The 11,917-nt window shown below is 72.4% G+C and carries 14 protein-coding genes; 11 read left to right on the top strand and 3 right to left on the bottom strand.

Annotated elements, in window-relative coordinates:
* Nucleotides 1-52: 52 nt before the first annotated feature.
* The 4 genes from QI633_RS19705 (at nt 53) to fabG (ending at nt 2,940) form a co-directional block, all read left to right on the top strand.
* A complete protein-coding gene (locus tag QI633_RS19705) occupies nt 53-487 on the top strand; it encodes a hypothetical protein (protein ID WP_282426800.1) in 435 nt (144 codons plus the stop codon).
* An 85-nt stretch (nt 488-572) separates the two neighbouring features.
* The gene (locus QI633_RS19700) at nt 573-1,685 is read left to right on the top strand and encodes a glycerophosphodiester phosphodiesterase (RefSeq protein WP_282426799.1); all 1,113 of its coding nucleotides are present in this window, start codon (nt 573-575) and stop codon (nt 1,683-1,685) included.
* A 30-nt stretch (nt 1,686-1,715) separates the two neighbouring features.
* A complete protein-coding gene (locus tag QI633_RS19695; protein WP_141797814.1) occupies nt 1,716-2,129 on the top strand; it encodes an HIT family protein in 414 nt (137 codons plus the stop codon).
* A 40-nt stretch (nt 2,130-2,169) separates the two neighbouring features.
* Nucleotides 2,170-2,940 (top strand): 3-oxoacyl-ACP reductase FabG, encoded by a 771-nt coding sequence (gene fabG / locus QI633_RS19690; protein WP_141797815.1) that lies wholly within the window; start codon nt 2,170-2,172, stop codon nt 2,938-2,940.
* 180 nt (nt 2,941-3,120) lie between these two features.
* Here the strand turns inward: fabG and QI633_RS19685 are convergent, their stop codons facing one another.
* Complete coding sequence (locus tag QI633_RS19685; RefSeq protein WP_282426798.1) at nt 3,121-3,930, bottom strand: hypothetical protein; 810 nt, start codon at nt 3,928-3,930, stop codon at nt 3,121-3,123.
* Nucleotides 3,927-4,427: a SigE family RNA polymerase sigma factor gene (locus tag QI633_RS19680; protein WP_282426797.1), complete on the bottom strand. Its 501-nt coding sequence runs from the start codon at nt 4,425-4,427 to the stop codon at nt 3,927-3,929. Before QI633_RS19680 ends, QI633_RS19685 begins: the two co-directional genes overlap by 4 nt.
* Nucleotides 4,428-4,544: 117 nt before the next feature.
* Between QI633_RS19680 and QI633_RS19675 the strand changes: the two genes are divergently transcribed.
* Complete coding sequence (locus tag QI633_RS19675; protein ID WP_282426796.1) at nt 4,545-5,588, top strand: DUF3048 domain-containing protein; 1,044 nt, start codon at nt 4,545-4,547, stop codon at nt 5,586-5,588.
* A gap of 7 nt (nt 5,589-5,595) precedes the next feature.
* Here QI633_RS19675 and QI633_RS19670 read toward each other — a convergent pair whose 3' ends face one another.
* Entirely contained in the window at nt 5,596-6,312 is a 717-nt protein-coding gene (locus QI633_RS19670) for a TetR/AcrR family transcriptional regulator (RefSeq protein ID WP_141797819.1), read from the bottom strand.
* A gap of 170 nt (nt 6,313-6,482) precedes the next feature.
* Here QI633_RS19670 and QI633_RS19665 point away from each other — a divergent pair, with 170 nt between their 5' ends.
* The 6 genes from QI633_RS19665 (at nt 6,483) to QI633_RS19640 (ending at nt 11,890) form a co-directional block, all read left to right on the top strand.
* Entirely contained in the window at nt 6,483-7,028 is a 546-nt protein-coding gene (locus QI633_RS19665; protein WP_141797820.1) for a hypothetical protein, read from the top strand.
* 111 nt (nt 7,029-7,139) lie between these two features.
* Nucleotides 7,140-7,700 carry a YqgE/AlgH family protein gene (locus tag QI633_RS19660; RefSeq protein ID WP_141797821.1) on the top strand — a complete coding sequence of 187 codons (561 nt, stop codon included), beginning with the start codon at nt 7,140-7,142 and terminating at the stop codon, nt 7,698-7,700.
* A gap of 66 nt (nt 7,701-7,766) precedes the next feature.
* Complete coding sequence (locus QI633_RS19655) at nt 7,767-8,327, top strand: TetR/AcrR family transcriptional regulator (RefSeq protein ID WP_141797822.1); 561 nt, start codon at nt 7,767-7,769, stop codon at nt 8,325-8,327.
* Complete coding sequence (locus QI633_RS19650) at nt 8,324-9,808, top strand: MFS transporter (RefSeq protein WP_282426795.1); 1,485 nt, start codon at nt 8,324-8,326, stop codon at nt 9,806-9,808. The genes QI633_RS19655 and QI633_RS19650 overlap by 4 nt, the downstream gene beginning before the upstream one ends.
* A gap of 28 nt (nt 9,809-9,836) precedes the next feature.
* Entirely contained in the window at nt 9,837-10,115 is a 279-nt protein-coding gene (locus QI633_RS19645; RefSeq protein ID WP_141800939.1) for a DUF3039 domain-containing protein, read from the top strand.
* Nucleotides 10,112-11,890 carry a DEAD/DEAH box helicase gene (locus tag QI633_RS19640; protein WP_282426794.1) on the top strand — a complete coding sequence of 593 codons (1,779 nt, stop codon included), beginning with the start codon at nt 10,112-10,114 and terminating at the stop codon, nt 11,888-11,890. The genes QI633_RS19645 and QI633_RS19640 overlap by 4 nt, the downstream gene beginning before the upstream one ends.
* Nucleotides 11,891-11,917 lie beyond the last annotated feature (27 nt).

Genomic DNA, 11,917 nt, shown 5'->3' with positions numbered 1-11,917 from the left:
ACGTGCGGCCCAGCGGCGGCGTACCCCCGAACGGAGGGTGGATGATCAGCACATGCCCGCCTCGCACGCCACCGCCACCGCCGCCACCTTCGTCTGGCTGGGCATGGTGCTGGCGATCTCGTTCATCGAGGCGCCGGTGAAGTTCCGGGCGCCGGGCGTGACGCTGAAGGTCGGGCTGGGCATCGGCCGGCTGGTGTTCCGGGCGCTGAACGCCTGCGAGCTGGTGCTCGCCGTGCTGGTCGTCATCTCGCTCCTCGTCGGCGAGCCCGGTCGCGGCGCCGCGGTCGCGCTGGGCGTCGCGGTCGCCGTGCTGCTCGGTCAGATGCTGCTCGTGCGCCCCGCCCTGACCCGGCGCTCCGACGCCGTCCTCGCGGCGCCCGAGGGCGTCGAGGGACCGGGATCCCGTGCCCACCTCTGGTACGTCGGGCTCGAGGTCGTCAAGGTCGTCGCGCTGTTCGCCGGCGGCATCCTCCTGCTCGCCGACTGACGTTCACCCGTGGCTCCCCGGCGGGCCACCTGTGACTGGTCGGGTTGCGGTCATGAACCGGACGACCCTCCTCGGGAGGACCCTCATGGCTGCCATCACCACTGCCGTCGTCGCCCTTGGCGCCGCCGCCGTCCCCGTCCAGGCCGCGCCCGGCAACGGCCACCCCGACCGCCACCCCGGTGCCGAGCCGATCGTGATCGCGCACCGTGGCGCCTCCGGGTACCGGCCCGAGCACACCCTCGCGGCCTACCGCCTCGCCATCGAGATGGGCGCCGACTACGTCGAGCCCGACCTCGTCTCCACCAAGGACGGCGTCCTCGTCGCCCGCCACGAGAACGAGATCAGCGGTACGACGGACGTCGCCACGCACCCGGAGTTCGCCGGCCGGCGCACCACCAGGACGATCGACGGCGTCAGCGTCACCGGTTGGTTCACCGAGGACTTCACCCTCGCCGAGCTGAAGACGCTTCGCGCCAAGGAGCGGCTGCCGCAGGTCCGCCCCGACAACACCCGCTACGACGGCCGGTTCGAGATCCCGACCCTGGAGGAGGTCATCCGGCTCGTCAAGCGCGAGTCCGGCCGCACCGGTCGCACCATCGGCATCGCGCCCGAGACCAAGCACCCGTCGTACTTCGACTCGATCGGCCTCTCCCTCGAGGAGCCGCTGGTGCGCACCCTGCGCCGCAACGGTCTCGACCGGCCCAACGCCAAGGTCGTCATCCAGTCCTTCGAGACCGCGAACCTTCGCCAGCTCGACACGATGACCCGCGTGCCGCTGGCCCAGCTCGTCGACGGAAGCGGTGCGCCGTACGACCTCAAGGCGGCCGGCTCGACCACCACGTACGCCGACCTGGTGAGGCCCGCCGGCCTGGCCGACATCGCGACGTACGCCGACTGGGTCGCGCCGACCAAGAGCCTGGTCATCCCGCGTGACGCCTCGGGTGCGATCGGTGCGCCGAGCTCGCTGGTCGCCGACGCGCACGCCGTCGGCCTGCGCGTGGTGACCTGGACGATGCGGGTCGAGAACCAGTTCCTGCCGACCGACCACCGCATCGGCACCGACCCGAATGCGAAGGGCGACCTCGCCGGCGAGGTCGACGCGTTCCTCGACGCCGGTGTCGACGCGCTGTTCTCCGACAACCCGGACATCGCCGTCGCCACCCGCGACGGCTGGCTGGCGGGCGAGGGCGCGGCCTGACCGTCCCCGGAGGGGACTAGATTCGCCGACATGGCGGACTGCGTCTTCTGCTCCATCCTCGCCGGCGACACCGAGGCCGACGTCGTCCTCGACGAGCCCGACCTGCTCGCGTTCCTCGACCGGCGCCCGGTGTTCAAGGGCCACGTCCTGCTGGTGCCCCGCACCCACGTCGTCACGCTGCCCGACCTCCCGGCCGGGCAGCGTGACGGCTTCCTGGGTGCAGCGCAGCGACTGGCGAGCGCCGTCGTCGCCGGCCTCGGGGCGCAGGGCAGCTTCGTGGCGATGAACAACGTGGTCAGCCAGTCGGTTCCGCACCTGCACCTGCACGTCGTGCCCCGGACCAAGGGCGACGGGCTGCGTGGCTTCTTCTGGCCGCGCACGAAGTACGCCGCGGGGGAGTCCGCGGAGTATGCCGCCCGCCTGCGGACCGCCCTGGCGTCGTAGGCTGCCGCCGATCGTCTACCGAGTTGAGAGGTCAGCACCCATGGGTCGTTTCGACGGGCGAGTCGCCGTCATCACCGGAGCCGCACGAGGGATCGGGTTCGGCACCGCGAGCCGGTACGCCGAGGAGGGCGCATCGGTCGCGATCGTCGACCTCGACGAGGCCGCAGCCGCCGAGGCCGCCGCCAAGCTGCCCCTGGTCGAGGGCGCCAAGGCCATCGGCGTGGGCGCCAACGTCTCCGACGGCGCGTCGGTCGACGCCGCCGTCGAGCGGGTCGTCGCCGACCTCGGCGGCATCCACATCCTGGTCAACAACGCGGGCATCACGCGGGACAACCTGCTCTTCAAGATGACCGAGGAGGACTGGGACCTGGTCATGGGCGTGCACCTCAAGGGCGCCTTCTTGATGACCAAGGCCGCGCAGAAGCACTTCGTGGAGCAGAAGTACGGCAAGGTCGTGAACATCTCCTCGATCTCCGCGCTCGGCAACCGTGGCCAGGCCAACTACTCGGCCGCCAAGATGGGCATCCAGGGCTTCACCCGGACCCTCGGCATCGAGCTCGGTCCGTTCGGCATCAACGTCAACGCCGTCGCGCCGGGCTTCATCGCCACCGAGATGACCGACGCCACCGCGGCGCGGCTCAAGCTCGACGTCGACGAGTTCCGCCGCCTCAACGCCGAGGCCAACCCGGTCAAGCGGGTGGGATTCCCCGAGGACATCGCCGCCGCGGTGACCTTCCTGTCGAGCGACGAGGCGTCCTACATCACCGGTCAGACGCTCTACGTCGACGGCGGCATCTCGCTCGGCACCTGACGCGCCCGGCACGCACGTTGGCGGCGTTGGCGGCGCTTGACGACCGCTTCGCCCCAAGGTCGCCTGCGCGCCGCCGCCTTGCCACCGCACGCGCCTGACGCGTCAGGAACCTGACGGCCACGAGACCACCGAGTCGGGTGGGTGAGGGTGACCCCTGGGTCACCCTCACCCACCCGACTGTCATCGGAACCAGATGTCGGAGGTCGCCAGCTCGGTCAGCTGGTCGAGGCTGAGGAGCGGCTCGCCGGCGTCGGCCCGGTTGGTCGCGGACACGTCGACCATCCACCCGTCGGGGGCGAACACGCCCGACCAGTTGGCGGTGAGGCCGCTCGTGTCCGAGCCGTCGCCGCCGTCACCGGAGCGCGGCCACACCCACGAGCCGTCGGGGAGCGGGCGGCACTCCGGTGCCCCGCAGGTCTCCTCGGCCGAGTACGTGGTTCGCCGGGCGGTGCACGCTGGCGAGGCCGCGCAGCGCTCGTTCCCCGGCGCCCTGCTCGCGACCTGCCGCCACTGCTCGGGGTCGGGGCTCATGTCGTAGAGCCGGACCTCGACGTCGGCGCCGTCGAGCCGCAGGTTGATCTCCAGGCCGTGCTGGCTGACGTGGTCGGGGTCGTCGACCGGGATCGTCCGCAGGTCGCTGATCCGGCCGCCGGGCAGATGGCGCAGGAAGCGTTCCAGCACCACGTCGTCCGGCGCGAGGGAGCGCTGGTCGTCCGGCGTCAGCCCCGCGGCCCGTGCGGGGGTCGGTGCGGGTGGCGTCGGCCGGGTCGTCGCCACGTCACGAGCGGTGGTCGCGCCGAGCGAGGACTGCCACGCCACTGCGCCGACGAGGGCCGCGGTCGCGGCGCCTCCCACGGCGACGGCGAGGCCCCGGCGCCGGCGGATCCGCCGGCGCCCCCGCCGGGTCCCGCCGGCCACCAGGGCAGCGACATCGGGGTCCAGGCGACCGCCTGCTCGGGTCAGGACGTCGGTCAGGTCGTGCTCGTTCATCGCAGTACCTCCTTCCGCATCCGCGCCAGCGCGCGCATGCTGCGGTTGCGGACCGCCCCCGGCGTGAGGCCGAGAGCGCCGGCCACCTCCTCGACCGACAGGTCCTCGAGGTGACGCAGCACGACGACCGCCCGGTCCACCGGCGCCAGTCCGGCGAGCGCCTCGGTGAGCGCGAGCCGGAGGTCGGTCGTCTCGGCGTGGTCGGCGCTCCCCTCCGCGTCGAGACCCGGCAGGTCGGCGTACGGGACCTCGGTGCTGCTGCGGCGCCGGCGCCCGCTGATGTAGGTGCGGGTCAGCACCGTCTGCGCGTACGCCGCGGGGTTCTCCAGCCGCGGCCCGAGCCGGCGGTGCATCCGCACGTAGACCTTCGCCAGCGTGTCCTGCACCAGGTCCTCGGCCTGGGTCCGCTCACCGCACAGCAGCCACGCCGCGCGGTGGAGCCGCGCGGCCTGGGCGCGCGCGAACGCGTCGAAGGAGTCGGGCACGGGCTCGATCATGTCTCTCCCGGGGACGGTGTGCTTTCCCGGTACGACGCTGCCGCGGCCCGCCATGTCACACCCCGACACGCGGGGGCGGCTCCGTCGTCTGGGTGCGGCGTGGGTCAGACTTGCCGCGTGCGTTCCTCGATCCTCCGCCGTGCCCTGCCCGCCTCGCTCGTCGTGCTGAGCCTCGCGCTCGCCGGCTGCGGGGGTGGTGACGACGGCGGGAAGAAGTCCAGCGGCGGCGACGACAACCCGACGGCGGCCAGCGAGACGCCGGCGCCGCCGGCCACCTGGCCGCTGACCGGTGAGCTGACCGATGGTGGCGCGGACCCCGCGCGCAAGCACCCGGCGTACATCGTCAAGATCGACAACTCGATCGACAGCGACCCGCAGATCGGCGTCGGCAAGGCCGACCTGGTGGTCGAGGAGCTGGTCGAGGGCGGGATCACCCGGCTCGCGGTGTTCTTCTACCAGAAGCTGCCCGACAAGGCCGGCCCGGTGCGCTCGATGCGCCTGACCGACATCGGCATCGCCAAGCCGCTGGGTGCGACCATCATCACCTCGGGCGCCGCGCCGGTGACGCTCAACGGCCTGCGCAAGGCCGGGATCAAGTTCCTCGACATGAACAACCCCCACGTGGTGCGCATCAACGACGGCACCCACGACTCGCTGCACAGCGTGATGGCCGACCTGAAGAAGATCGGCGCCTCGGCGCGCGGCACCGCGACCCGCCCTGCCGACTACCTCCCGTTCGGCGACGCCGCGCTCCCGGCCGGTGCGCCGGCGACGACGATGGCCATCAAGCTGTCGCCCGGTCGCACCTCCAACTGGAAGTACGACGGCGCGAAGTACGCCCTGCAGAACGGCTACATGGCCGACGGCGACGTCTTCAAGCCCGACACCGTCATCGCGGCGACCGTGCGCACCAGCCTGGCGCCCTACTCGGACCCCGCCGGCAACCCGGTCCCGGTCTCGCACTTCGAGGGCAAGGGCAAGGCGGTCATCTTCCACGGCGGCCAGGCGATCGACGTGACCTGGGAGAAGGCCGACGAGGGCGCCGAGCTGACCTTCAAGGACGCCGCCGGCAACGAGATCGAGCTCCCGGCCGGCAAGACCTGGCTCGAGCTGGTGCCCGGCAAGGGTGCCGCGTCGCCGGGCTCGGTCACCTACAACTGACGCGGGCTCACTCGGGGTCGGCCGCCCGGCGGTCGGCCCCGAGCGCGCTCGGCATGGCGATGCCCTGCTCGACCAGGCTCTGCACGCCGGCGAGCAGGAACCCGATCGCCCCCTCGACCCGGCGGGCCGCGGCCTCCGGGTCGGCGGCCGTCGCGACGGACTCGCCGGCTGAGGACATCGCGCCGAAGAAGATCCGCGCGAACGTCTGCAGCATGTCCTCGTCGAGGTCCCACGAGCCCGCGTCGAGCGTGGCGCGGACGATCTCGACGATGTTGGCGAAGGTCGAGCGCTCCTCCTGCTCGCGGTAGCGCTCGTAGCCGAGCACGGCCGGCCCGTCCTGGATCACGATCCGGCGGTACGGCGACTCCTGGACCACGTCGAGGAAGGAGCGCAGGCCCTCGGTCGCCTTGCGCCAAGGGTCCTTCTGGCCGCGCAGCGACTTCTGGATCCGCTTGGCGGCCTCCTGCTCGACCCGCTCGAAGACGGACTCGAAGAGCGCCTGCTTGCCGGAGAAGTGGTGGTAGAGCGCGCCCTTGGTCACCCGCGCGCCGGACACGATGGCGTCCAGCGAGGTCCCGGCGTACCCCTTCTCGGCGAAGAGCTGCTCGGCGACGTCGACCAGGGCCCGCTTGGTGGAGGCGGAGTACGCGGCCCGGCGAGACGCCCCGGGCACCCCGGGGACGGGGACCTTGGGGACGAGTTTCGACACCGATGCCTTCGCCACCGGTTCAGCATAGGCGCGCCGTGACACCCGTCACTGCGCCGGGTGGGCGGGATCACGGTGTCGTGCCCTTGGGCATACCCGTGGTCGGCTCCATACTCGTAGTACGTACCAGCGGTATGTCGGATACCCCGAGTTCCGGACGACCGCCGATCGATACAGGAGTGCTGACCATGACCTGGACGGCCTTTCACAACCGGGGCGAGACCCTCCGCTCCGTCATCGCAACCTCCGCCGTGCGCCGCGACGGCCTGCTGCCCATGGACGTCGACGGTGTCTCCGTCGCGTTCCGCGACGAGCTCGACCTGCTCGCCGCCCTCACGCTGAAGTGGCACACCCGCCTGTCGGGCCAGATCGAGCGGATGCTCGCGCACCAGCCGATGGACCTCGCCGAGGCCGTCGAGATCGCGTGGAGCAACACCGCCCACGAGCTGCCCGGCGTTCGGATGATCATCGACCACTACCAGGCCCACCCGCTCGACGACGCCATGGCGTCGGCGATGGAGGCCGCCTCCTTCAAGGAGCACCACCTGCTCGCCGTGCTGGCCGGCCGCACGAGCATCGGCGACGAGGCCGCGCACCGGATCGGCGCCGAGATCGAGGAGCGGGCCCGCCTGCTCCACCGCGGCATGCCGGTCGTCACCCCGGACGCGGTGTACGCCGAGCCCGAGGTCCGCGGCTCCCTCCTCGAGCGCCTGCGCGCGGTGGTCGCCGCCTGACCCAGCCCCTCCTGAGTGCGGCCCCGGGCCCGACGCGTCTCCCTCCCAATCTCGCGTCGGGTCCGGGGTTGTGTTGCTTCCGCGCGGCCGGCGAAGGGGGATGATGGAGCCATGTCCAGCGAGCTGTGTGCCGGACGCCTGCTGCTGGCGTCGCCCGACCTGCTCGACCCCAACTTCGTCGACACGGTCGTGCTGCTCCTCGACGTCAACGACGAGGGCGCGCTCGGCGTCGTCCTGAACCGCCCCACCGCGCTCCCGGTGTCCGAGGTGCTGGGGGAGTGGGGCGAGGTGGTCGAGGAGCCCGAGGTGCTCTTCCAGGGCGGGCCGGTCGCGACCGACGGCGCGCTCGCGGTCGCCCTGGCCGCCCCCGGCGGTGAGCACGCCGCCGGCTTCCGGCGACTGTGGGACCGGGTCGGCCTGCTCGACCTCGACACCCCGCGCGAGCTCGTCGACGGCACGGTCGACCGGCTGCGGATCTTCGCGGGGTACGCCGGCTGGGGCGCCGGCCAGCTCCAGGCCGAGATCGCGGAGGGCAGCTGGTACGTCGTGCCGAGCCACGTCGACGACGCCTTCCTCGGCGACACCCGCGACCTGCGCCGCCAGGTGCTGCGCCGCCAGCCCGGCGACCTCGCGTTCCATGCCACCCGCCCGGCCGACCCCGAGCTGAACTGACCTCCTCTGCAGAGTTGAGACATCAATGTCTCATGTGAGACAGTGATGTCTCAGCAAGGAGGAACCATGACCACCCGGGACACGGTGCTGGCCGCAGCTCAGCGCCTGCTCACCACGGATCCGACCGCGTCGATGGCACAGATCGCGACCGCGGCCGGCGTGGGCCGCGCGACCGTCCACCGCCACTTCGCCAGCCGTGAGGACCTGCTCCACGAGATCGGCCGCCGCTCGCTGGACCGCTGGGAGGAGACCCTCGTCGAGGCCCGCGTCGCCGAGGTCGTCGCCTCGGGCGACGCAGCGCGGATCCGGGCCTGCCTCGACGAGATCCTCGGGCAGTTCGTGATCGACGCCGACGAGCTCGGCATCGCGCTGACCGACCCGACGGTCCTCAACGCGCCCGATCTGCGTGAGCGCGCCGCGGCGCTGTTCGCCGACGAGGTCGCGCTCTATGCCGCCGCGCAGGCGGCCGGCGTCCTCCGCTCCGACGTGCCCGCCCGCTGGCTGGGGCACAGCGTCTACGGCCTCCTCGTCGCCGCCCGCGACGCTCTCGTCGCCGGCGACATCGCCCGCAACGACGCCCAGGCCCTGGTCCGCTCCACCTTCCTCGAGGGCGGTGCTGCCCGATGACCACCACGATCGGCCCGCAGTCCGCCGAGGTGCAGGGCCGCCGCCGCTGGGGTGGACTGGCCGTCCTCGCGGCCAGCCTGCTCGTCGTCGTGATGGACATGACCGTCCTCAACGTCGCGCTGCCGGACCTGACCGAGGACCTGCACGCGGGCGCGCTCGCCCAGCTGTGGATCGTCGACGTCTACTCACTCGTCCTCGCCGGCCTGCTCGTCCCGGTCGCGGCGATCGCCGACCGCTGGGGCCGGCGCCGGATGCTGCTCACCGGCTTCACGATCTTCGCCGTCGCCTCGCTTGCCGCGCTGGTCGCGCGCAGTCCTGGCGACGTGATCGCCGTGCGCGCCCTGCTGGGTGTCGGCGGCGCGATGATCATGCCGGCCACGCTGTCGCTGATCCGGGCGCTCTTCCCCGATGCCCGCGAGCGCGCGTTCGCGCTCGGGCTGTGGGCCGCGACCGCCGCCGTGGGTGGCGCCGTCGGCCCGATCGTCGGCGGCGCGCTGCTCAGCGCGTTCAGCTGGCACGCGGCCTTCCTCGTCAACGTGCCGCTCATGGTCGTGGCGCTCGTCGCCGGCCTCCAGCTGCTTCCCGAGAGCCGCTCGGAGAGGCCCGGCCGGGTCGACGCGATCGGCACCGTCCTCTCGGTCGCCGGCATGGTCGCTGCCGTCTACGGCGTCAAGCACCTCGGCAAGGGCGACGTCGACGTCGCGACCCTCCTGGTGCTGGTCGCCGGTGTCGCGATGCTCGCCGGGTTCGTGCTGCGCTGCCTGCGCCAGGACGAGCCGATGCTCGCCGTACGACTCTTCGCGAACCCCGTCTTCCGCTCCGGCGTGGTCACCGCGCTGGTGAGCAGCACCGCGATGATGGCGCTGCTGTTCGTCGGCTCGCAGTGGCTGCAGCTGGTCCAGGGCTGGAGCCCGCTGACGGCTGGCGTCGCGCTGCTGCCGATGGCGTTGGGCGGCTTGGTCGGCCCGCCGCTGGCGCCCGCGGTCGCCGCCCGGTGCGGCGCACGCAACGTGGTCGTCGCGGGCCTGGTCGTGCTCGCTGCCGGCCTGCTGGTGCTGTGGCTGCTGCCCCGCCCGATGCCGTACGCCGGCGTCGCGGTCTCCCTGCTCCTCGTCGGCTTCGGTACGGCGGCCCTGGGCTTGGCGTCCGCGTTGATCATGGGCGCCGCGCCCGCCCACCAGGCCGGGTCGGCGGCCGCGGTCGAGGAGATGTCCTACGAGGTCGGCGGGGTGCTCGGGATCGCGCTGCTCGGCAGCCTCGCCGGTGTCGTCTACCGCCACGGCCTCCCGGTCGGCGCGCCGGACGCTGCTGTGGAGTCGGTCACCGGTGCGCTGGGGACCGCGGTGGAGCCGGCCGCGCTGGCGTCGTACACCGACGCGTTCGGGATCGTCGGCCTCGCCGGCGCGGTGATCACGCTGCTGGTCGCGATCGTGGTGTGGCGCGGGCTCCCGGAGGACGTCGATGTCTCCGGTGGCCACTGAGGACCACTAGACTGGCCAGGTGACCACGATCGGATTCTCGACAGACACGGACGTCCGTGAGGACCGCCGTACCGTCCCGACCGACGAGGGCGACCACGAGCGCTTCTCCCACTACGTGGAGAAGGACAAGCTGACCGAGGCGATGGTCATGGGCACCCCGGTCGTGGCCCTGTGCGGGAAGGTCTGGGTGCCCAGCCGGGCGCCCGAGAAGTTCCCGGTCTGCCCGGACTGCAAGGAGATCTGGGAGGGTCTGTCCGACGACAAGCCGGGCGGCAACGGCCCGGAAGGGTCCGGTCCCGACGCATGACCTCGCTCGGTCCGGCGTGGCCGGAGCGGGCAGCCTGGGGCACGGCGCCGTCGTTGCGTGCCTGGCAGTCCGCTGCGCTCACCGACTACCTCGCCCGCAACCCGCGTGACTTCCTCGCCGTCGCGACCCCGGGCGCCGGCAAGACCACCTTCGCGCTCACCGTGGCCGCGGAGCTGCTCGGCCGGCGTCTCGTCGACCGGCTGATCATCGTCGCGCCCACCGAGCACCTCAAGCTCCAGTGGGCCGAGGCGGCGGCCCGCGCCGGCATCCCGATCGACCCGACGTACTCCGCGGGCTCGGGCAAGATCGCCAGCGACTACGTCGGCGTCGCGGTCACCTACGCCGGTGTCGGCGTGAACCCCCTCGCCATGCGGATCCGCACCGAGCGGTTCAAGACGCTCGTGATCCTCGACGAGATCCACCACGCCGGCGACTCGCTGAGCTGGGGCGAGGGCGTGCGCGAGGCGTTCGAGCCGGCCGCCCGCCGCCTGGCGCTGACCGGCACGCCGTTCCGCTCCGACATCAACCCGATCCCGTTCGTCACCTACGCCCCCGGGGAGGGCGGCGTACCGACCTCGGTGGCCGACTACACCTACGGCTACTCCGAGGCGCTCGCCGACCACGTCGTGCGGCCCGTGCTGTTCCTGGCCTACTCCGGCCAGATGAGCTGGCGCACCCGGGCCGGCGACGAGGTCGCCGCGTCCCTGGGGGAGCCGCTCACCAAGGACATGACCTCCCAGGCGCTGCGCACCGCGCTCGACCCCAACGGCTCCTGGATGCCGTCGGTGCTCGAGGCGGCCGACAAGCGCCTCTCGGAGGTGCGCCGCCACGTCCCCGACGCCGGCGGCCTGGTGATCGCGTCCGACCAGGACAGTGCCCGGGCCTACGCCAAGCTGCTCAAGCAGATCAGCGGCGAGTCGGTGACCGTCGTGCTCTCCGACGAGAAGGCGTCATCCAAGAAGATCTCGGCGTTCTCCGAGAGCGACTCGCGCTGGATGGTCGCGGTCCGGATGGTCTCCGAGGGCGTCGACGTCCCGCGGCTGGCGGTCGGCGTGTGGGCGACCACGACGTCGACCCCGCTGTTCTTCGCCCAGGCCGTCGGCCGCTTCGTGCGCGCACGCAAGCGCGGCGAGATCGCCTCGGTCTTCCTCCCGTCGGTGCCCAACCTGCTCTCCTTCGCGGCAGAGCTGGAGGCGCAGCGCGACCACGTGCTCAAGCGCAAGGTCAGCGAGGACGGCGACATCTTCGCCGCCGAGGAAGACCTGATGAACCAGGCCAACGCCTCCGAGTCGGCCTCCGAGGAGCTCGAGCTGGGGCCCTTCGAGGCGCTCGGCTCCGAGGCCCGCTTCGACCACGCGCTGTACGACGGCGCACAGTTCGGCCACGAGGGCGAGGTCCACGTCGGGTCCGACGAGGAGATGGACTTCCTCGGCATCCCCGGCCTGCTCGAGCCCGACCAGGTCAGCGCCCTGCTCCAGCAGCGGCAGGCCGACCGTCGTCGTACGCGACGGCCGGAGGCTGCCGGGCAGTCCGAGCACGAGCGGGCCGCCGACACCCTCGCCGAGGTCACCACCCACGAGCACCTCGGCCTGCTGCGCCGCGAGCTCAACTCGCTCGTCGCCTCCTGGAACCACCGCACCGGTCAGGCCCACGGCATCACCCACGCCGCGCTGCGCAAGGAGTGCGGGGGACCGGCGGCCGCCGTCGCCAACGCCGACCAGCTGCAGAAGCGGATCGACCGGATCCGGGAGTGGGCGGTGCGCAAGACGTCCTGACGCCGTGAGGCACCCCATAGGAAAGGC

Source organism: Nocardioides sp. QY071 (genome assembly GCF_029961765.1).
In the GTDB taxonomy this organism is placed as follows: Bacteria; Actinomycetota; Actinomycetes; order Propionibacteriales; family Nocardioidaceae; genus Nocardioides.
This window is presented reverse-complemented; position numbering and strand designations above follow the sequence as displayed.